At 61.7% G+C, this 19276-nt stretch carries 18 protein-coding genes and 1 pseudogene; 11 read left to right on the top strand and 8 right to left on the bottom strand.

The annotated features are described in order from the left end of the window. Nucleotides 1–17: 17 nt before the first annotated feature. From M5C56_RS08980 to M5C56_RS08950, 7 genes are all read left to right on the top strand, one after another. The gene (locus M5C56_RS08980) at nucleotides 18–1301 is read left to right on the top strand and encodes an FAD-binding oxidoreductase (protein ID WP_103495671.1); all 1284 of its coding nucleotides are present in this window, start codon (nucleotides 18–20) and stop codon (nucleotides 1299–1301) included. A 363-nt stretch (nucleotides 1302–1664) separates the two neighbouring features. After that, nucleotides 1665–2798, top strand: a complete 1134-nt coding sequence (locus M5C56_RS08975) for a branched-chain amino acid ABC transporter substrate-binding protein (protein WP_103495672.1) — start codon at nucleotides 1665–1667, stop codon at nucleotides 2796–2798. Nucleotides 2799–2968: 170 nt separating this feature from the next. Then, on the top strand, nucleotides 2969–3883 hold the full coding sequence (locus tag M5C56_RS08970) for a branched-chain amino acid ABC transporter permease LivH (RefSeq protein WP_103495673.1): 915 nt from the start codon (nucleotides 2969–2971) through the stop codon (nucleotides 3881–3883). Between the two features lie 3 nt (nucleotides 3884–3886). Beyond that, nucleotides 3887–5185, top strand: a complete 1299-nt coding sequence (gene livM, locus M5C56_RS08965) for a high-affinity branched-chain amino acid ABC transporter permease LivM (protein WP_103495674.1) — start codon at nucleotides 3887–3889, stop codon at nucleotides 5183–5185. Next, the gene (locus M5C56_RS08960; RefSeq protein WP_103495675.1) at nucleotides 5182–6057 is read left to right on the top strand and encodes an ATP-binding cassette domain-containing protein; all 876 of its coding nucleotides are present in this window, start codon (nucleotides 5182–5184) and stop codon (nucleotides 6055–6057) included. Before livM ends, M5C56_RS08960 begins: the two co-directional genes overlap by 4 nt. Then, on the top strand, nucleotides 6054–6770 hold the full coding sequence (locus tag M5C56_RS08955; RefSeq protein ID WP_100939676.1) for an ABC transporter ATP-binding protein: 717 nt from the start codon (nucleotides 6054–6056) through the stop codon (nucleotides 6768–6770). The genes M5C56_RS08960 and M5C56_RS08955 overlap by 4 nt, the downstream gene beginning before the upstream one ends. Nucleotides 6771–7519: 749 nt before the next feature. Then, entirely contained in the window at nucleotides 7520–8284 is a 765-nt protein-coding gene (locus M5C56_RS08950; RefSeq protein WP_103495676.1) for an SDR family oxidoreductase, read from the top strand. Nucleotides 8285–8470: 186 nt separating this feature from the next. Here the strand turns inward: M5C56_RS08950 and M5C56_RS08945 are convergent, their stop codons facing one another. The 7 genes from M5C56_RS08945 to M5C56_RS08915 all read right to left on the bottom strand — a co-directional run bounded on the left by M5C56_RS08945 (nucleotide 8471) and on the right by M5C56_RS08915 (nucleotide 13768). Further along, nucleotides 8471–9604 carry an AGE family epimerase/isomerase gene (locus M5C56_RS08945; protein ID WP_103495677.1) on the bottom strand — a complete coding sequence of 378 codons (1134 nt, stop codon included), beginning with the start codon at nucleotides 9602–9604 and terminating at the stop codon, nucleotides 8471–8473. A 105-nt stretch (nucleotides 9605–9709) separates the two neighbouring features. Next, nucleotides 9710–10282: a HupE/UreJ family protein gene (locus tag M5C56_RS08940; protein WP_103495678.1), complete on the bottom strand. Its 573-nt coding sequence runs from the start codon at nucleotides 10280–10282 to the stop codon at nucleotides 9710–9712. A gap of 40 nt (nucleotides 10283–10322) precedes the next feature. Beyond that, nucleotides 10323–10937, bottom strand: coding sequence for an urease accessory protein UreG (ureG, locus tag M5C56_RS08935; protein ID WP_103495679.1), 615 nt, complete (start codon nucleotides 10935–10937; stop codon nucleotides 10323–10325). A 9-nt stretch (nucleotides 10938–10946) separates the two neighbouring features. Further along, nucleotides 10947–11621 (bottom strand): urease accessory UreF family protein, encoded by a 675-nt coding sequence (locus M5C56_RS08930; RefSeq protein ID WP_103495680.1) that lies wholly within the window; start codon nucleotides 11619–11621, stop codon nucleotides 10947–10949. Further along, the gene (gene ureE / locus M5C56_RS08925; RefSeq protein ID WP_100939670.1) at nucleotides 11618–12118 is read right to left on the bottom strand and encodes an urease accessory protein UreE; all 501 of its coding nucleotides are present in this window, start codon (nucleotides 12116–12118) and stop codon (nucleotides 11618–11620) included. Before ureE ends, M5C56_RS08930 begins: the two co-directional genes overlap by 4 nt. Nucleotides 12119–12410: 292 nt before the next feature. Then, entirely contained in the window at nucleotides 12411–13043 is a 633-nt protein-coding gene (locus M5C56_RS08920) for a TetR family transcriptional regulator (protein WP_103495681.1), read from the bottom strand. A gap of 164 nt (nucleotides 13044–13207) precedes the next feature. Then, entirely contained in the window at nucleotides 13208–13768 is a 561-nt protein-coding gene (locus tag M5C56_RS08915) for a hypothetical protein (protein WP_247263103.1), read from the bottom strand. Between the two features lie 361 nt (nucleotides 13769–14129). Between M5C56_RS08915 and M5C56_RS08910 the strand changes: the two genes are divergently transcribed. The 4 genes and pseudogenes from M5C56_RS08910 to M5C56_RS08895 all read left to right on the top strand — a co-directional run. Continuing rightward, nucleotides 14130–16199 carry an AsmA family protein gene (locus M5C56_RS08910; protein ID WP_103496131.1) on the top strand — a complete coding sequence of 690 codons (2070 nt, stop codon included), beginning with the start codon at nucleotides 14130–14132 and terminating at the stop codon, nucleotides 16197–16199. 121 nt (nucleotides 16200–16320) lie between these two features. Further along, entirely contained in the window at nucleotides 16321–17211 is an 891-nt protein-coding gene (locus tag M5C56_RS08905; protein WP_103496132.1) for a triacylglycerol lipase, read from the top strand. A 383-nt stretch (nucleotides 17212–17594) separates the two neighbouring features. Continuing rightward, the gene (locus tag M5C56_RS08900) at nucleotides 17595–17879 is read left to right on the top strand and encodes a hypothetical protein (RefSeq protein WP_103496133.1); all 285 of its coding nucleotides are present in this window, start codon (nucleotides 17595–17597) and stop codon (nucleotides 17877–17879) included. 179 nt (nucleotides 17880–18058) lie between these two features. Further along, a pseudogene (locus tag M5C56_RS08895) lies at nucleotides 18059–18181 on the top strand (3-oxoacyl-ACP synthase); the annotation flags it as partial. An 82-nt stretch (nucleotides 18182–18263) separates the two neighbouring features. Here the strand turns inward: M5C56_RS08895 and M5C56_RS08890 are convergent. Next, entirely contained in the window at nucleotides 18264–19211 is a 948-nt protein-coding gene (locus M5C56_RS08890) for a LysR family transcriptional regulator (protein WP_103496134.1), read from the bottom strand. Nucleotides 19212–19276: the final 65 nt, after the last annotated feature.

Below are 19276 nucleotides of genomic sequence, written 5' to 3'. Positions count from 1 at the left end.
ATTTTCGGAGTCTGGCAATGCCGTTACGTGAAGAATGTCTATGGGAAACACTGACGCCGCAGCGGCCTGAAGCACCGTCCTTCAAGGGCGAGTTGAAGGTCGATGTCTGCGTGATCGGCGCCGGTATCACCGGGCTCTCGGCCGCGATTCACCTGCGTGAGCAAGGCAAGAGCGTCTGCGTGCTGGAGGCCCATCGTACCGGCCACGGCGGTTCCGGTCGTAATGTGGGGCTGGTCAATGCCGGGATGTGGATTCCCCCGGACGAGATCGAGGCCGGTTTCGGCGAAGCGGTGGGCAGCCAGCTCAACCGCATGTTGGGGGCGGCGCCGGCCCTGGTCTTCAGCCTGGTGGACAAGCATGGCATCGATTGCCAGCTGCGCCGCGAAGGCACCTTGCACATGGCCCACAACGCCAAGGGCGAGGCTGATCTGCGCAGCCGTGAAGCGCAGTGGAAACGTCGTGGCGCACCGGTGGAGTTGCTGACCGGCAAGGATTGCGAAATCGCCACCGGCACCCAAAAAATCGGCGCCGCCTTGCTCGACCGGCGCGCCGGCACCCTCAATCCCATGGCCTATACCTCGGGCCTGGCCAAGGCCGCGTCGCGGCTGGGGGCGCAGCTGTTCGACCATTCCCCGGCCACCCGCCTGGAACGCCAGGGCCAGCGTTGGTCGGTGCAGACCGCCGAGGGCGCGGTCAGCGCCGAACAGGTGGTGATGGCTTCCAATGCCTACACCGAAGGCGAGTGGACCGAACTGCGGCGCAACTTCTTTCCGGGCTACTACTACCAGGTCGCCTCCAGCCCGCTGACCGAAGAAGCCGCGCGGCAGATACTGCCGGGCGGACAGGGCTCCTGGGATACCCGCCAGGTGCTCAGCAGCATTCGCCGCGATGCCGACGGTCGCCTGTTGCTGGGCAGCCTGGGCAACGGCAACCAGAAACCGGCGTGGTTCCTGCGGGCCTGGGCCGACCGCGTGCAACAGCACTATTTCCCCTACCTGAAAAAGGTCGACTGGGAATGCACCTGGACCGGTTGTATCGCCTTTACCCCCGACCATCTGATGCGCCTGTTCGAACCGGCGCCCGGTTTAGTGGCAGTCACCGGCTACAACGGGCGTGGGGTGACCACGGGGACGGTGGTCGGCAAGGCGTTCGCCGATTACCTGTGTAACGGAAATCCTCAGGCCCTGCCGATTCCCTTCGCGCCCATGCGGCCGATACCGGCGGTGGGCCTGCGCAGTGGTCTCTACGAGGCTGGCTTTTCGCTGTATCACGCGGGCCAGTGCCTGCGGATTGTCATTTGAAACAACAAAAAATGCCGAATCGGACGGCGCTTTTGTTCGAGACGGCTAGCCTGTAATGGTGCGCGATGTAGCAGTCGCGCACCGCGAGTGTGCACTTCGGTGACGCACGTTGTTACAGGGTGGTTGCACGCCCTTCGGCGCCATGGTTGCAATAGTGGCACCGCTGGGTTGCACCTTTTTTCTTGAAAGGTTCCACCTTCCGCGGTTTAGACGGTTGCACGCCCAGTTAAAAAGGGCCCGAAACAGTCCATAAAACAATAAGACAGCGACTTTTTGCAGAACAAAAAACCTATGGCACGCCCCTTGCTCTGAGCATTCATTGAAGTCGCAGTGCCAACTAAAAAAACCTTGGAGCACCACCTCATGTCCCAGACGTTTTACAAGAAAGGCTTTGTAGCCCTCGCAGTGGCTGCTGCGTTGGGTGTTTCTGCGTTTGCTCAGGCTGACGTCAAGATCGGCGTGGCGGGTCCGATGACCGGTGCCAACGCTTCTTTCGGCGAGCAGTACATGAAAGGTGCGCAAGCGGCGGCGGATGCGATCAACGCGGCCGGTGGCGTCAACGGCGAAAAAATCGTCCTGGTCAAGGGCGATGATGCCTGTGAGCCAAAACAGGCGGTAACGGTCGCCAAGGACCTGAGCAACCAGAAAGTCGCCGGCGTCGTCGGGCACTTCTGTTCCTCTTCCACCATCCCGGCTTCGGAGATCTACGACGAAGCGGGCATCATCGCGATCACCCCGGGCTCTACCAACCCTCAGGTGACCGAGCGCGGTCTGGGTGCGATGTTCCGTATGTGTGGTCGTGACGACCAGCAGGGCATCGTGGCCGGCAACTACATCGTCGACGTGCTCAAGGGCAAGAAAGTCGCGGTCATCCACGACAAGGACACCTATGGGCAAGGCCTGGCGGATGCCACCAAGGCCCAGTTGATCAAGCGCGGTGTGACTCCGGTTATCTACGAAGGCCTGACCCGTGGCGAGAAGGACTTCAGCGCCTTGGTGACCAAGATCCGTGCCGCCGGTGCCGACGTGGTCTACTTCGGCGGCCTGCACCCGGAAGCCGGTCCGCTGGTCAAGCAACTGCGCACTGAAGGCTTGAAAGACGTCAAGTTCATGTCTGACGACGGTATCGTCACCGACGAACTGGTGACCACTGCCGGTGGTCCGCAATACGTCGACGGTGTACTCATGACCTTCGGCGCCGACCCACGTCTGCTGCCGGACAGCAAGGCGGTCGTTGACCAGTTCCGCAAGTCGGGCTACGAGCCGGAAGGTTACACCCTCTATGCCTACGCCTCGGTACAGACCCTGGCCGCGGCTTTCAACGGCGCCAAGTCCAACAAGGGCGAAGAAGCGGCCAAGTGGCTGAAAGCACACCCGGTCAAGACCGTGATGGGCGAGAAGACCTGGGACGCCAAGGGCGACCTGAAGATCTCCGACTACGTGGTCTACCAGTGGGACAAAGACGGCAAATACCATCAGCTGGAAAAACAGAAGTGACATGAAGGCCTGACCCGGCTGGCGCCCCGTGCGCCAGCCAGTCGCCAAGCGTGTCCGTGCAGTACCTGTCTTTTCTCGTAGAGCTGCACATGGCTGTGCTGCGACGGTGGCTGAACCCCGGCCGTCGCGGTGCGCTTCTGTGCAGTCTCTCAAATGCGTGAGATTGCGTTATGGATGGTATTTTCCTGCAGCAACTGGTCAACGGCCTGACCCTCGGGTCGGTCTATGGCCTGATCGCCATCGGCTACACAATGGTCTATGGCATCATCGGCATGATCAACTTCGCCCACGGCGAGGTTTACATGATTTCCGCTTACCTCGCGGCAATCAGTCTGGCTCTGCTGGCTTACTTCGGTATTGAATCCTTCCCGCTCCTGATGCTCGGCACGCTGGTCTTCACCATCATCGTCACCGGGGTGTATGGCTGGGTCATCGAGCGTATCGCCTACAAACCCCTGCGCAACTCCACCCGCCTGGCACCGCTGATCAGCGCCATCGGGATTTCGCTGATCCTGCAGAACTACGCGCAGATCGCCCAGGGCGCCAAGCAACAGGGCGTACCGACGCTGCTCACCGGCGCCTGGCGCGTCGATGTCGGCAGCGGCTTTGTCCAGCTCACCTACACCAAGGTCTTTATCCTGGTGGCCGCGTTCCTCGGCATGGGCCTTTTGACCTATGTCATCAAGTACACCAAGTTGGGCCGCATGTGTCGCGCGACCCAGCAAGACCGCAAGATGGCTTCGATCCTGGGGATCAACACCGACCGGGTGATCTCCTATGTGTTCATCATCGGCGCGGCCATGGCGGCCCTGGCCGGTGTATTGATCACCATGAACTACGGCACTTTCGACTTCTACGCCGGCTTCGTGATCGGCATCAAGGCGTTCACCGCCGCGGTGCTCGGCGGCATCGGCTCGCTACCGGGCGCCATGCTCGGCGGGATCATCCTCGGCATCTCCGAATCGCTGTTCTCCGGCCTGGTCAACTCGGATTACAAGGACGTCTTCAGCTTCTCGCTGCTGGTCCTGGTACTGGTCTTTCGGCCGCAAGGCCTGTTGGGCCGTCCTCTTGTGTCGAAGGTGTAAGCAATGTCCTCAACCACTCAAAAATCGCTCGATATCAAGAAAAGCCTGGTTGACGCCATTCTCGCCGGCCTGGTTGCACTGATTGTCTTCGGCCCCATCGTCGGGGTCGTCCTGGAGGGCTACAGCTTCAACCTGCAACCGACCCGCGTCGCCTGGCTGGTGGCGATTGTGATGCTCGGCCGTTTTGCCCTCAGCCTGTTCCTGCAGACACCCAAGGGCCTGCGGATTCTCGAAGGCTTCGAGAGCACCGGTTCCGGTGTGCACGTGCTGGCGCCGGACTACAAGTCGCGCCTGCGCTGGATCATCCCGATCATGATCGCGATCGCGGTGATCTTCCCGGTCTTCGCCAACTCCTACCTGCTGGGTGTGGTGATCCTCGGTCTGATCTATGTCCTGCTCGGCCTGGGCCTGAACATCGTGGTGGGCCTCGCCGGCCTGCTCGACCTGGGCTACGTGGCGTTCTACGCCATCGGTGCCTACGGCCTGGCGCTGGGTTATCAATACCTCGGGCTGGGGTTCTGGACCGTCCTGCCGCTGGCTGCCATCACCGCCGCGCTGGCGGGGTGCATCCTCGGCTTCCCGGTCCTGCGCCTGCACGGTGACTACCTGGCCATCGTGACCCTGGGCTTCGGCGAGATCATCCGCCTGATCCTCAACAACTGGCTGTCGCTGACCGGCGGTCCGAACGGGATGCCGGCGCCTCTGCCGACCTTCTTCGGCCTGGAGTTCGGCAAGCGCGCGAAGGAGGGCGGGATTCCCTTCCATGAGTTCTTCGGCATCGCCTACAACCCGGACGTGAAGTTCTATTTCATCTACACCGTGTTGTTCCTGGTGGTACTGGCCGTGCTCTACATCAAGCATCGCCTGACCCGCATGCCAGTGGGCCGCGCCTGGGAAGCCTTGCGTGAAGACGAGATCGCCTGCCGCGCCATGGGCTTGAACCACGTGCTGGTAAAACTCTCGGCGTTCACCCTGGGGGCTTCCACCGCCGGTCTGGCGGGGGTGTTCTTCGCCACCTACCAGGGTTTCGTCAACCCGACTTCCTTCACCTTCTTCGAGTCCGCGCTGATCCTCGCCATCGTGGTGTTGGGCGGCATGGGCTCGACCATCGGTGTGGTGATCGCGGCGTTTGTACTGACCGTGGCGCCGGAGCTGCTGCGTAGTTTCGCCGAATACCGTGTATTGCTGTTCGGCGTATTGATGGTGTTGATGATGATCTGGCGGCCACGTGGCCTGATCCGCATCAGCCGCACCGGGGTGACCCCACGCAAGGGCGTCCTGGTGGGAGGGACTGGCCAATGAGTAATGACATCGTTCTGAAAGTCGAAAAGCTGATGATGCACTTCGGGGGGATCAAGGCCCTCAGCGACGTCAGCCTGCAAGTCAAACGCAACTCGATCTTCGCCCTGATCGGCCCCAACGGCGCGGGCAAGACCACGGTGTTCAACTGCCTGACCGGCTTCTACAAGGCCACTGGCGGCAAGATCGAACTGAATGTGCGCGACAAGCGCACCAACGTGATCCAGCTGCTGGGTGAATCCTTTCGCCTGGGGGATTTCGCTTCGCCGAAAACCTTCTTCAGCCGGCTCTACTACAAGATGTTCGGTGGCACCCACCTGGTGAACCGTGCGGGCCTGGCCCGGACCTTCCAGAACATTCGCCTGTTCAAGGAAATGTCGGTGCTGGAGAACCTGCTGGTGGCCCAGCACATGTGGGTCAACCGCAACATGCTCTCCGGCATCCTCAATACCAAGGGCTACCGCAAGGCTGAAAGCGACGCCCTGGACACCGCGTTCTACTGGCTGGAAGTGGTCGACCTGGTGGACTGCGCCAACCGCCTGGCCGGCGAGTTGTCCTACGGCCAGCAACGCCGCCTGGAAATCGCCCGGGCCATGTGCACGCGGCCGCGGATCATTTGCCTCGACGAACCGGCGGCGGGCCTCAACCCCCAGGAAACCGAAGCGCTGAGCGCGATGATCCGGTTGCTGCGCGACGAGCACGACCTGACCGTGGTGCTGATCGAACACGACATGGGCATGGTCATGAGTATTTCCGACCACATCGTGGTACTGGACCACGGCAACGTGATTGCCGAGGGGGGGCCGGAAGCCATCCGCAACGATCCGAAAGTGATTGCCGCCTACCTGGGCGCCGATGAAGAGGAACTGGTATGAGTCAACCTATCCTCGAACTGAAGAACCTGGAAGTGTTCTACGGGCCGATCCAGGCCCTGAAGAAGGTCTCGTTGCACATCAACGAAGGCGAAACCGTCAGCCTGATCGGCTCCAACGGCGCGGGCAAGTCGACGCTGCTGATGTCGATCTTCGGCCAGCCGCGGGCTGCCGCCGGGGAGATCATCTACCGGGGCGTCGACATTACCCACAAGTCGTCCCACTACATTGCCTCCAACGGTATCGCCCAGTCGCCGGAAGGCCGCCGGGTGTTCCCGGACATGACCGTGGAAGAGAACCTGCAGATGGGCACCATCCCCATTGGCGACAAGTTCGTCGACGAGGACATGCAGCGCATGTTCGAGTTGTTTCCACGGCTCAAGGAGCGGCGTAACCAGCGGGCCATGACCATGTCCGGCGGCGAGCAGCAGATGCTGGCGATTGCCCGGGCGCTGATGAGCCGGCCCAAGCTGCTGTTGCTGGACGAGCCGAGCCTGGGCCTGGCGCCGATCGTGGTGAAGCAGATCTTCGCCACCTTGCGCGAGCTGGCGGCCTCGGGCATGACCATCTTCCTGGTGGAGCAGAACGCCAACCACGCCCTGCGCTTGTCGGACCGGGCCTATGTGATGGTCAACGGCGAGATTCGCCTCAGTGGCACCGGCAAGGAGCTGCTGGTCAACGAGGAAGTGCGCAACGCCTACCTGGGCGGACATTAGACTCCTACAGGTTTGTGCGACCCTGAAACGCCCTGTGATCTTCGGATCCGGGGCGTTTTTTTGTCTGTCCACAGCCTGGATCCGAAATTGTGGAAAACAATCTGGGCAACCTGCCAAAGTGCGACATGAAACCGCTGCAAATGATTGTTTTGTCATCAATTTGACTTGTCCCCGTTTGCTGTGGAGGTGGCTGTGGGTAACGTGGGAGTAGCTGGCTGAGAGCCTTTGAAACCGTGGCTTGCAGCGCGCTGGTTGTTTTTTGATCGGTGGTGTTTTGCAAGGCGCCGAGCCGTTTTGTCAACAGGTATATTGTCACGCCTTGCGCCCGACAAGCCGCCTGCACAGCCTGTGGATAACTCTGTGGGCAAACTCTGGAAACATGCCCCTGGGTGGCGTAATTACTGGCCTGGAGCCACTGGCGTGAAATCGTCCCCAGGGGATTTTTCGCCGGTGGCTACACAACGGTTGTTCCGGGGTCAAGGGAAAAACTTTTGAAATACCGCTGGAGGCCTTGTGTACAGCGGATCGGCGGGTTTTCGAGTTGCCCCCGGATACTGTGGACGGGGCTGTGGATAAGGTGCGCACAGCAGGCGCCAGGCCACGGTTTGCGTGGCTTTGCTGTGATTGGGTGTTTTTTGTACAGTTGCGTTGTTTTCAAGATTCCATTTCTTCAGTGGCCGGCGTTGAGGCATGCTGCGCAACGACCGTATTCATATCTGGCGGCCCGCGGGCCGAGCAAGGAGAACTCCATGACATCCACGTTGTTTATCACGGGCGCGACTTCCGGTTTTGGCGAGGCCTGTGCCCGTCGTTTTGCCGAGGCCGGCTGGAAGCTGGTGCTCACCGGTCGTCGTGAGGAGCGCTTGAATGCCTTGTGCGCCGAGTTGTCGAAGCAGACCGAAGTGCATGGCCTGGTGCTGGATGTGCGCGACCGCAAGGCCATGGAAGAAGCCATTGCCAACCTGCCGCCGAGCTTCGCCAAACTGCGCGGTCTGATCAATAACGCGGGCCTGGCCCTGGGGGTCGATCCGGCGCCCAAGTGCGACCTCGACGACTGGGACACCATGGTCGATACCAACATCAAGGGCTTGATGTACAGCACCCGTCTGCTGCTGCCGCACCTGATCGCCTATGGCCGTGGGGCGGGGATCATCAACCTGGGGTCGATTGCCGGCAACTACCCGTACCCGGGCAGCCATGTCTATGGCGCGAGCAAGGCGTTCGTCAAACAGTTCTCCCTGAACCTGCGCTGCGATTTGCAGGGCACGGGTGTGCGGGTGACCAATATCGAGCCGGGGCTGTGCGAGAGCGAGTTCTCGCTGGTGCGTTTTGCCGGTGACCAGGCGCGTTACGACGCGACCTATGCCGGTGCCGAGCCGATCCAGCCGCAGGACATCGCCGATACGATCTTCTGGGTGCTCAACACTCCGGCCCACGTCAATATCAACAGCCTCGAGCTGATGCCGGTGAGCCAGACCTGGAGCGGGTTTGCCATCGAGCGCAACAAGGGCTGAGAACGTTAGCTTATTGTGGCGAGCGGGTTTGGCCTGATGCCTTGCAGCCAAGGCCAGGGACTGTCCCCTGTGGGAGCAGAGCTTGCTCGCGAAGAGGCCCTTGAGGCCGCTAAAAGCTTCGCGGCGGTGTGGCGATCCGACAAGCACCGCTCCCGCAATGTCTTCAAGTACCTGCTTGTGCTTGGCTCAGCCGAAATACTCGGCCAGGCCACTCAGGCAGGTCGCCAGGTGATAAGGGGTGGTCGACGGCATATCCTTCCGGCTGACCTCGCCCTTGGCGTCCAGGCACTCGTGCCAGCCGCCCGGGTGCAGGAAGTGCTGCTGCAAGGCCGCCAGCTGGTGCTGTAGGCGCGCCGAGTTATCCACACGCAACGTCAGCGCCCGCAGGTATTCGGCCTGGGCCCAGATCCGTTGGGTGCCGTCGCGCAGGCTGCCGTCGATGCCCAGCATGCCGCTGACCGCGCCGCTTTGCGGATCGACCCCCGATTGCTCGGCAAAGGCGAACGCCCGCTCCAGCGAGCCATGCAGCGCGGTGCCGCGCAGCAAGGGCGATGATTCCAGCAGGAACAGCCATTCGAACTGATGGCCCGGTTCGAACCAGTTATCCACAGCCCCCAGCGGTTTCTCCAGCATCACGCCGTGGTGGCGGTCGATAAAGCGTTGCTGCATGCCGGTGGCCAGGGCCAGCAGTGCGCCCTGGGTGGTGGCGTCTTCACGTACCGACAGGGTTGCCAGAAAAGCTTCGGCCAGGTGCATCAACGGGTTCTGCAACGGCCCGCTGCCCAGGGGCGACCAGTCACGATCCAAACTCGCTTCATACAGGCCGTCGCCATTGGCGAAACGCACGGCGATCACTTCCAGGGCGGCGTTGAGCACCGACTCCACCAGCGGCTCGCGGACCTTGGCCCAGTAATGGGCGCAGGCGAAGAGAATAAAGGCGTGGGTGTAGAGATCCTTGCTGGTGTCCAGCGGCTTGCCGTGGGGGTCGACGCTGTAGAACCAGCCGCCGTACTCGGCATCGTGGAAATGCCGTTGCAACGAACGGAACAGCGCGCTGGCGCGTTCGCTGGCGGCGGGGAAAGCGGCGTCGCCGATCAGGCTGGAAAACAGATACAACTGACGGGCGCAGGCCATGGCGCGATAGCGTTGCGCGGGCAACGGCCGATGGTCGGCGTCCAGCGCCTCGTAGGGCAGCGCCATCTCGGCGTTCCAGCCGGGGCCTTGCCACAGCGGCACGATGACCTGGCGGAAGTGGTCTTGCACGGTGTTGAACAGTGCACTCAATTCAGGCGTGGAGGCGGAGCTGGAAACATCGGGCATCGGCTGGCGTCGTCAGGGCAAGGGCGGTTGCGCGACATGTTAACAGGCGGCCGCTGGCGATGCTGTTCCTTGTGGTGAGCGGGCAAGCCCGCTCGCCACAAAGTCTCAGCCCGCGAGCAACCAGACCCCGGTGGCCGCCGACGCAACACCGGCCACCCGCACCAACGGTGCCGCGGCTTGCGGCAACACCCGCACCACGGCATAACCCAGTGCATGCAAAGTCGCGGTCGCGACCACAAAACCGGCCGCATAGGTCCACGGGCTCGACATCTCTGGCAGTTCAAGACCGTGGGCCACACCATGGAACAAGGCAAACAGCGCCGTCGCCGCCAGCGCCAGGCTCAACGGTGGCCGTACCGCCAGCGCCACCGCCAGGCCCAGGGCCAATACCGATGCGGCAATCCCGCTTTCCAGTGCCGGCAGCGCCAGCCCTTCGAAACCCAGTACCCCGCCGAGCAGCATGGTTCCGACAAAGGTGCAGGGCAACGCCCAGCGCGCGCTGCCTTTTTGCTGCGCCGCCCATAAACCGACGGCCACCATCGCCAGCAAATGATCGATGCCGCTGACCGGATGGCTGACACCCGCCATCCAGCCGCTGTCGCCGTGGCCGGGATGGGCAAAGGCGATGGCCGGCATAAGCAGCAGGGCGAGGGTACCGAGGATTTTTTTCAAGGTCATGGTCGGGCTCCGTATTGTTGAAGTAGCGGTTGGCCAGGCATCAGGCTGCTGTCAGCAGGCCCTGGCGTTCGATAAAGGCGACGATGGCGTCCAGGCCATGTCCGGTTTTCTGGTTGCTGAAGACAAACGGCTTGTCACCGCGCATGCGCCGCGTGTCGCTGTCCATCATCTCCAGGGACGCGCCCACCAGCGGTGCCAGGTCGATCTTGTTGATCACCAGCAGGTCGGACTTGCAGATCCCCGGCCCGCCCTTGCGCGGCAGCTTGTCGCCGGCCGAGACGTCGATCACGTAGATCGTCAGGTCGGAGAGTTCCGGGCTGAAGGTCGCCGAGAGGTTGTCGCCGCCGGACTCCACCAGGATCAGGTCCAACCCCGGGAAGCGACGGTTCAACTGGTCGACGGCTTCGAGGTTGATCGAGGCATCCTCGCGAATCGCGGTGTGCGGGCAGCCACCGGTTTCCACGCCGATGATCCGCTCCGGGGCCAGGGCTTCGTTGCGCACCAGGAAGTCGGCGTCTTCGCGGGTGTAGATATCGTTGGTGACCACCGCCAGGTTGTAGCGGTCGCGCAGGGCCAGGCACAGGGCCAGGGTCAGGGCGGTCTTGCCGGAGCCCACCGGGCCGCCGATACCGACACGCAGAGGTTGTGCGTTCATCATGTTCTCCTAGGAACGAAACAGGCGGCTGTACTGGCGCTCATGGGCCATGCACGCCAGGGACAGGCCGAAGGCGGCGCTGCCGATGGATTGAAGGTCCTGGGCCGTGGCGGCTTGCTGGGCCTGTTGCAGCAGGGGCAGCAACTCGCTGGTCAGGCGCTGGGCGGCTTGCTGGCCCAGGGGCAGGGTTTTCATCAGCACGGCCAGTTGGTTTTCCAGCCAGCTCCAGAGCCAGGCGGCCAGGGCGTCCTGGGGGCTGATCTGCCAGGCGCGGGCGGCCAGCGCCCAGCCCAGGGCCAGATGCGGTTCGCTTTGCTGTGCGAGGAAGGTTCGGGCGGTGTCATCCAGTTCCGGCAGGCCGCTGAGCAACTGCTGCAGGGAATAACCCATCTGCCGGCTTTCCTGATACAGCTCGCGGGTTTCACGGCTGGCGCGGTGTTCTTCGCAGAGCTGTTGCAACTCGCCCCAGTTTTCGTCCGCCGCTGTCTGGCAATGGGCGAGCAGCAGCGGCGCTTCGAAGCGGGCCAGGTTGAGCAGCAATTGATCGGCGATCCAGCGCCGGGCGCCATCTGCGTCCTTGACCCGGGCCTGTTCCACGGCCATTTCCAGGCCTTGGGAATAGCTGTAGCCGCCGATGGGCAATTGCGGGCTGGCCAGGCGCAACAGCGCCCAGGCCGGGTTCATGGGCGCACACCGAACTGGTGCAGGCGCGGCGGGTAGTTGAAGTCTTCGTCGCCGTGGCGGGAGTGGTGATGGCCGCCGCCGTAGGCACCGTGTTCCGGCTGGAACGGCGCTTCGAGGGTTTCGGTATGGGCGCCAAGTTGTTCGAGCATGGCCTTGAGCACGTAGTCGTCGAGCAGCCTGAGCCAGCCGTCGCCGACTTGCAGGGCGACATGACGGTTGCCCAGGTGATAGGCGGCGCGGGTCAGTTCGAAGGCATTGCGGCAGGTGACGTGCAGCAGTTGTTCGGGGCGTGCGCAGACCCGCACGATGCGGCCGTCCTCGGCTTCCAGGTATTCACCGTCGTACAGCGGTGGCTGGCCACGTTCAAGGAATAGTCCTACGTCCTCACCCTCGGCACTGAAACAGCGCAGGCGACTTTTGCTGCGGGCTTCGAAGTTCAGGTGCAGCTCGGCGGCCCAGGTGGATTGCGCTTCGATTCTGCGATGAATCACCAACATCAGGAGGCTTCCGGCAATGAGCGATGGTTGAGCTAGAGCAAGGGGCTTGCCAATCGTTCGCCGCGTAGGAAAGTCCCGTCAGAAAGCGCTGGATGCCTGAAAAGGGAGCGTAGTCATGTTTCAGAATGTTTCAAGATGGTGCGCAAGTGGTGTCGATGCGCTTTTGTGGTGCCTGGCGGGCCTCATCGCCGGCAAGCCGGCACACAGGTCCGCGTTTCAACGCCAGGATTGCGTCGTGTCGAACTGTAGGAGCCGGCTTGCCGGCGATCCGGGTGCAGGGCACCCGTTCCGGTTACTCGGTACTGCCCAGACCCTGCCAATGCTTCAATCCGATAAAGATGAAGCGCAGTTGCTGGGTGATCTTGGCCTGGGGCGTCAGATGTTCCGGCAAGGGATCGGACGGTGGGTCGATGATATCCGGCAGGGTGGCGAACACACTCTTGACGATCAGGTCGGCCATGACCGCCAACCCGGCGGGGTCCAGGTGGTCGAGCTTGGGCATCAGGCCCAGGTCGGTCGCCAGGTCCGTGCTGATATTTTCCCGCAACGCCCCGATGGCCTGGCGCACCGGCTGCGAACCACCGTATTGCTCACGGGCGAGAAACAGGAACTGCGAGCGATTGGCCGCCACCACATCGAGAAAAATCCGCACCGACGCATCGATGATGCCGCCCATGACGAACTCGTTATGGCGCACCAGCCGGATGGTTTCGCGGAAGGTCTGGCCGACTTCGCGGACCAGGGCCAGGCCGAGCTGGTCCATATCGTCGAAATGTCGGTAGAAACCGGTGGGCACGATGCCGGCGGTCTTCGCCACTTCCCGCAGGCTCAGGCTGCCGAAGCCACGGCCGGATTCCATCAGGTGCCGGGCAGCGTCCATGAGCGCGTGTCGAGTCTGTTGTTTCTGTTCGGCGCGGGGCAGCATCGCAAGGGTATTTTCTGGATGAAGAGAGCGGCGCACTCTAGCAAATCAGCTTTGCCGGCGTCGAACCAAGACAGGGGGGCAATCGCGGGATTTCGAATATTCAGGGCCCTGAAATATCAAAGCCCGGTCCAGGAGACCGGGCTTTGTTCCAGGCCAGCAAGGCCTTAACTCAGGCTGCTGTTGCGTTCGATCACACGGTCACCGCCGTCTTGGACCAGGCCTTTCTCTTCCAGGCGAGCACGGCCACCTTCGGCGAATTTGTCGTTCTCACCAATGGAGGTCTTGCTGGAGCCGTTCTCGGCCAGGGCTTGGCCCAGAGGAGTGTGGTCAGAGCCGTTCTCGCTGACAGTGTCGCCATTCCGTTCGCCGATAGCGGTCTTGCTGGAGCCGTCGGCGGCCAGGGCTTGGCCCAGAGGGGTGTGGTCAGAGCCGTTCTCGCTGACAGTGTCGCCATTCCGCTCGCCGATAGCGGTCTTGCTGGAACCGTCGGCAGCCAGGGCTTGGCCCAGAGGAGTGTGGTCAGAGCCGTTCTCGCTGACAGTGTCGCCATTCCGTTCGCCGATAGCGGTCTTGCTGGAACCGTCGGCAGCCAAGGTATTCAGCACTTGGCTAACAGTCGCATGGCTGGCTTGAGCCTGTGGTGCAGCTTGTTCACGGGCTGGCAACGCGTGGGCATTGGCAGCCAGGACGGCAAGGGTGAGGCTGAGGATTAATTGGCGTTTCATGATCGGTTGCTCCGTAGGAGGGCGATAAAGTGGGTACGGAGCTAATGCTACTCTTGCAAAATCGATATAAAAGTTCATAAGCACAATGTTAATAATCAACGGAATTGATGGTTCTACCCAAACCCCTCTAGATCAAGGCTTACAGCGCGTTACCTTTGCCCCGCAATGGGTATTTTCGACTCACTGCCGCGCCACATGGGGGCATGCAGTGAACGAAAAGCTGGCGGATGGGTCAGGACCGTTGGTTCCCAGCCCGGGTCGATTAATGGTTTTTGGCGTTAAACCTTGTCGGGCGTTTGTGGGTCGTACAGGCATAATGCGTCGATTTTTGGACGCTCAGTCGTTCTAGGAGCGCCGTGCAATGACGCGCACTCGAAAGATTCTTGCCTGGACCGGCGCCAGCCTTGTCCTACTGCTGGCCGTGCTGGTCGCCGTCATCGCCTTGTTCGATTGGAACCGGGTCAAACCGCCGATCAATGCCAAGGTCTCGGCCATCCTCCATCGTCCCTTCGCCATCAATGGCAATCTGGACCTGCGCTGGCAGCGTGAAGCCGACGAGGGCGGCTGGCGGGCCTGGGTGCCTTGGCCGCATCTGATCGCCGAGGACCTGACCCTGGGCAATCCCGACTGGTCGAAGAGCCCGCAGATGGTCACCCTCAAGCGCGTCGAACTGCGTCTCTCGCCGTTGCCGCTGCTGGCGCAGCAGGTGGTGATCCCACGTATCGACCTGACCGAGCCCAATGCCAGCCTCGAACGCCTGGCCGATGGTCGCGCCAGTTGGAGTTTCCAGTTCGATCCCTCGGACCCGAATGCCGAACCGTCCAGTTGGGTGGTGGATATCGGTGCCATTGGTTTCGACAAGGGTCATGTCACCCTCGACGACCAGAGCCTGAATGCTCACTTGGATCTGGTGATCGATCCGTTGGGCAAGTCGATTCCGTTCGGCGATATCGTCGGTGACAAGGCTGCGAAAAAAGCTCTGGAGAAGGGCGCTGCGCCCCAGGACTATGCCTTTGCGCTGAAGGTCAAAGGCCAGTACCACGGCCAGAACCTCGCCGGCAGCGGCAAGATCGGCGGCTTGCTGGCCTTGCAGGACGCGGCCAAACCGTTCCCGGTCCAGGCTGACGTGAAGATCGCTGACACCCGTATCGCCGTCGCCGGGACCCTGACCGACCCACGCAATCTCGGCGCCCTCGACCTGCGCCTGACGCTGTCGGGCACCAGCCTGGGCAACCTCTACCCGTTGACCGGCGTCACCCTGCCGGATTCGCCGGCGTATGAGACCGACGGTCATCTGATCGCCAAACTACGGGATCCCGCCGGGGCCGCGTTCACCTACGAGAAATTCAACGGCAAGATCGGCACCAGCGATATCCACGGCGACCTCACTTATCTGGCGAGCCAGCCGCGGCCCAAACTCAGTGGCACCCTGGTCTCCAATCAACTGCTGATGACCGACCTGGCGCCGTTGATCGGCGCCGACTCCAACGCCAAACAGAAGGCCCGTGGCGGTGAAAGCAAACAGCCGGCGGACAGGGTGCTGCCGGTGGAAGAGTTCCGCACCGAGCGCTGGCGCGACATGGACGCCGACGTGGAATTCACCGGCAAGCGCATCGTCCATAGCAGCGAATTACCGTTTACCGACCTCTATACCCACCTGGTGCTCACCGACGGCGAGCTCAGCCTGGAGCCCCTGCGTTTCGGCGTGGCCGGTGGCAAGCTCGACGCACAGATCCGCCTCAACGGCCGCACCACGCCGATGCAGGGCCGGGCCAAGCTGACGGCGCGCAACTTCAAGCTCAAGCAACTGTTCCCCACCTTCGAGCCGATGCAGACCAGCTTCGGTGAACTCAATGGCGATGCGGATATCGCCGGCACCGGTAACTCGGTGGCGAAGTTGCTCGGCACCTCCAATGGCGACCTGAAGATGCTGGTCAACGATGGCGCTATCAGCCGTGGGTTGATGGAGATCGCCGGGCTTAACGTGGGCAACTACGTGGTCGGGAAAATCTTTGGCGACAAGGAAGTGAAGATCAATTGCGCGGCTGCGGACCTGGGGATCAAGAGCGGCCTGGCGACCACCCGGCTGTTTGTCTTCGATACCGAGAACGCGATCATCTATATCGATGGCACGGCCAACTTTGCCAGCGAGCAGTTGGACTTGAAGGTCACGCCTGAGTCCAAGGGCTTCCGCTTGTTGTCCTTGCGCTCGCCTTTGTATGTGCGAGGCAAATTTATCAAGCCTGATGCCGGCGTGCAGGCGGTGCCGTTGATGTTGCGCGGCGCAGGCATGGTGGCCCTGGGCTTGATTGCCGGGCCGGCGGCGGGGCTGCTGGCGTTGGTGGCGCCCAGCGGCGATGTACCGAACCAGTGCGCGCCGTTGCTGGAACAGATGCGTGCGGGCAAGGCACCGAAGACGGTGAAGGGCTGAAAGCGTGGCGTGATACCGGCTGGCCGGCTCGCCACAATGCATTTGTCATCTTCAATGCCGATGCTTTGACCTTCGCAGTGCTGCCGGGCTTTGGCTTTTGACCTTCAGGGACGCTCACGGGATGCCGCAAGAACTTGCCACACGTTATCCGCTGGTGCTGGTGCCGGGCATGCTCGGTTTTGTCCGGCTGGTGTTTTTTCCCTATTGGTACGGGATTGTGCCGGCCTTGCGCCGTGGTGGCGCGCAGGTATTTCCGGTGGCGGTCTCGCCGCTGCATTCCAGCGAGGTGCGTGGCGAGCAATTGTTGGCGCGGATCGAGCAGATCCGCCGCGACACCGGGGCCGACAAGGTCAATCTGATCGGCCATAGCCAGGGCGCATTGACCGCCCGTTATGCGGCGGCGAAACGGCCGGAGTGGGTGGCCTCGGTGACCTCGGTCGCCGGTCCCAATCATGGCTCGGAGCTGGCGGACTATTTTGACAAGCACTATCCCCGTGAGGGGCTGCCGGCTCGTCTGCTCAGCCTGGCGCTTTGTATGGTGGCGCGGGTGATGGGATGGCTGGACACGGGCCATTACGGGCTGAGGCTGCCGATGGACCTGCCGGCGTCACACCAGTCGCTGACCAGCGAAGGGGTTGCGCTGTTCAATCTGCAATACCCGCAAGGGTTGCCGCAGAGCTGGGGCGGGCAGGGCGATGAACTGGTGAATGGCGTGCGTTACTACTCCTGGTCCGGGATCTTGCAGCCCGGGATCACGGATCGCGGGCGCAATCTGTTCGATGGCACCAACCGCAGTTGCCGGCTGTTTGCCAAAACCTTCGTGCGCGAGGCCGGGCAGTGCGATGGCATGGTCGGCCGTAACAGCTCGCATTTGGGAACGGTGATCGGCGATGACTATCCGCTGGATCACCTCGATATCGTCAACCAGTCGTTCGGGTTGGTGGGCAAGGGCGCGGAGCCGATCCGGTTGTTTGTCGAGCATGCGCGGCGGTTGAAGTTGGCGGGTGTCTGAAGCGAGGTGTTCAACGCTGAATGCCCTGTCGCAGAGAGTGAAAATGCCATCGCTGGCAGCGGTACTGGCACGTATTTCAGGGTGTAAAAGCGGCAGCTATTCGGCGATTCACTGGACTATAGTTCGGTGGTCATCGACGAATCGGTGACCGGTCTTAGCCGATCGAAATACATGCTATTGGATGCACAAGCGCCTCCAGTACAATGCGGGCGCTTTTTGTCGCTTTGCGTTTTGCTATGGCGGCTGTGCGCGGGACATCTTCGGGTGTGCCGGGTTGTCCCAAAGTATGTCCCGGTCGGCTAACCCGCGTGCAGCTGCCACCCTCACTTGTTTAGCCGCAAAAGGGTGGTCGCTATTCAGCCTACATACTTTGGATTTGAATCATGACCAATTTCCGCCCGCTACAAAGCAACCTCACTGACGCCCCGGTGCTCTACCTCAAGATTGATGTCCCGGTGCGCAATCTCTACGAATTTGCCATACAGCGCCTGAAGGCGGCTCGCGACCTGAGCCACAGCCTGACCTGCATGAGCATCGGCAATACCTGCGACCGCGATCTCCAACACTTCGCCTCAGCGGCCTATCTGTTATTGCAGGATGGCTGCGATGCGTTGGATGCAATGCAGGGGCGATTCACGGATCGTCAGCCAAGCGCCTTGCAGGCCTGATCCGAAAAACGCGGATCTGAAAACACCACACAAACCTGTAGGAGCGTGGCTTGCCCGCGAAGCTTTTAGCGATCTTGAGGGCCCCTTCGCGGGCAAGCCCTGCTCCTACAAGGGACCGCGCCCGGTCCTGCCGAGCATCTGGTGTGCCCGAAAATCTTCCAAACAGGAGGCCAGATACTATGTCGAAAACATCGAAAACTGACTGGGAGCACCTGGCCAAGCTGAACGACCAGGATATCGACACCAGCGAAATCCCCGAGCTGAGTGAAGACTTCTTCCGCAGTGCCGAATTGCGCTTGCCTGCGATGGGGCCCTGGAGGCTTGAGTCGCCCGCAATGACGCCATCGCTGGCAAGCCAGCTCCCACAAGAGATCACGCCCAGCCTCAATCGTGGAAAACCATGCTCCGCGTTTCCCCCATCAACAGCGCCTGATTGCGCTCCGTCACATCCCGAATGTAATCCCACAACAAGGTAATGCGCTTCAACTTGCGCAGATCTTCCCGGCAGTACATCCAGAACTGCCGGGTGATATTCACTTCATCCGCCAGCACCGGCAGCAGCCTCGGGTCCTGGGCCGCGAGGAAACACGGCAGGATTGCCAGCGCGCGGCCCTGCTGCGCCGCGACGAACTGCGCAATCACGCTGGTGCTGCGCAAGTTGGCCGTGGCATTCGGCAGGGCATTGGCCAGGTACAGCAGCTCATTGCTGAACGCCAGATCATCCACATAGCTGACAAACCGATGCCGCCCCAAATCACTGGCACGACGGATCGGCGGATGCTGGTCCAGATATTCCTGGGTCGCATACAGCTGCAAGCGGTAATCACACAACTTGCAGCACACATACGGCCCATGCTCCGGCCGTTCCAGCGCGATAACGATATCCGCCTCGCGCTTGGACAAACTGATGAAGTGCGGCAACGGTAGGATATCGACGGAAATCGCCGGGTACGCATCGACGAAATGACTCAACTGCGGGGTGATGAAAAAGCTGCCGAACCCCTCCGTGCAGCCCATCCGCACATGCCCCGACAGCGCCACGCCAGACCCCGAGACCTGCTCGCAAGCCATGTGCAAGGTGCTTTCGATGGACTCCGCATAGCCCAGCAAACGCTGGCCTTCAGCGGTCAGCACAAAACCGTTGGTCCGGGATTTTTCGAAGAGCAAGGTGCCTAGCGCACCCTCCAGTGAGCTGATGCGGCGCGACACCGTGGTGTAGTCCACCGCCAGGCGCTTGGCCGCGCTGCTGGCCTTGCGGGTACGGGCGACCTCGAGGAAAAACTTCAGGTCGTCCCAGTTCAATGAACCCAAAGACGTGATGTTTTTTTGCATGTTGGTCCGGTTTTTATGTGCATTCTTATTAGAAGAACGCACATCTATACTCCAAAAACAGTCCA

It is taken from the genome of Pseudomonas sp. MWU13-2862 (genome assembly GCF_023242495.1).
Classification (GTDB): Bacteria; Pseudomonadota; Gammaproteobacteria; order Pseudomonadales; family Pseudomonadaceae; genus Aquipseudomonas; species Aquipseudomonas gingeri_D.
Note: the sequence above shows the minus strand (reverse complement) of the source record. Positions and strands in the feature narration are given on the sequence as shown.

Excerpts from the sequence above, each read along its gene's own strand:
- M5C56_RS08980 (WP_103495671.1), top strand. The coding sequence starts at position 18 with ATGCCGTTACGTGAAGAATGTCTATGGGAAACACTGACGCCGCAGCGG.
- M5C56_RS08975 (WP_103495672.1), top strand. The coding sequence starts at position 1,665 with ATGTCCCAGACGTTTTACAAGAAAGGCTTTGTAGCCCTCGCAGTGGCT.
- M5C56_RS08970 (WP_103495673.1), top strand. The coding sequence starts at position 2,969 with ATGGATGGTATTTTCCTGCAGCAACTGGTCAACGGCCTGACCCTCGGG.
- livM (WP_103495674.1), top strand. The coding sequence starts at position 3,887 with ATGTCCTCAACCACTCAAAAATCGCTCGATATCAAGAAAAGCCTGGTT.
- M5C56_RS08960 (WP_103495675.1), top strand. The coding sequence starts at position 5,182 with ATGAGTAATGACATCGTTCTGAAAGTCGAAAAGCTGATGATGCACTTC.
- M5C56_RS08955 (WP_100939676.1), top strand. The coding sequence starts at position 6,054 with ATGAGTCAACCTATCCTCGAACTGAAGAACCTGGAAGTGTTCTACGGG.
- M5C56_RS08950 (WP_103495676.1), top strand. The coding sequence starts at position 7,520 with ATGACATCCACGTTGTTTATCACGGGCGCGACTTCCGGTTTTGGCGAG.
- M5C56_RS08945 (WP_103495677.1), bottom strand. The coding sequence starts at position 9,604 with ATGCCCGATGTTTCCAGCTCCGCCTCCACGCCTGAATTGAGTGCACTG.
- M5C56_RS08940 (WP_103495678.1), bottom strand. The coding sequence starts at position 10,282 with ATGACCTTGAAAAAAATCCTCGGTACCCTCGCCCTGCTGCTTATGCCG.
- ureG (WP_103495679.1), bottom strand. The coding sequence starts at position 10,937 with ATGAACGCACAACCTCTGCGTGTCGGTATCGGCGGCCCGGTGGGCTCC.
- M5C56_RS08930 (WP_103495680.1), bottom strand. The coding sequence starts at position 11,621 with ATGAACCCGGCCTGGGCGCTGTTGCGCCTGGCCAGCCCGCAATTGCCC.
- ureE (WP_100939670.1), bottom strand. The coding sequence starts at position 12,118 with ATGTTGGTGATTCATCGCAGAATCGAAGCGCAATCCACCTGGGCCGCC.
- M5C56_RS08920 (WP_103495681.1), bottom strand. The coding sequence starts at position 13,043 with ATGCTGCCCCGCGCCGAACAGAAACAACAGACTCGACACGCGCTCATG.
- M5C56_RS08915 (WP_247263103.1), bottom strand. The coding sequence starts at position 13,768 with ATGAAACGCCAATTAATCCTCAGCCTCACCCTTGCCGTCCTGGCTGCC.
- M5C56_RS08910 (WP_103496131.1), top strand. The coding sequence starts at position 14,130 with ATGACGCGCACTCGAAAGATTCTTGCCTGGACCGGCGCCAGCCTTGTC.
- M5C56_RS08905 (WP_103496132.1), top strand. The coding sequence starts at position 16,321 with ATGCCGCAAGAACTTGCCACACGTTATCCGCTGGTGCTGGTGCCGGGC.
- M5C56_RS08900 (WP_103496133.1), top strand. The coding sequence starts at position 17,595 with ATGACCAATTTCCGCCCGCTACAAAGCAACCTCACTGACGCCCCGGTG.
- M5C56_RS08890 (WP_103496134.1), bottom strand. The coding sequence starts at position 19,211 with ATGCAAAAAAACATCACGTCTTTGGGTTCATTGAACTGGGACGACCTG.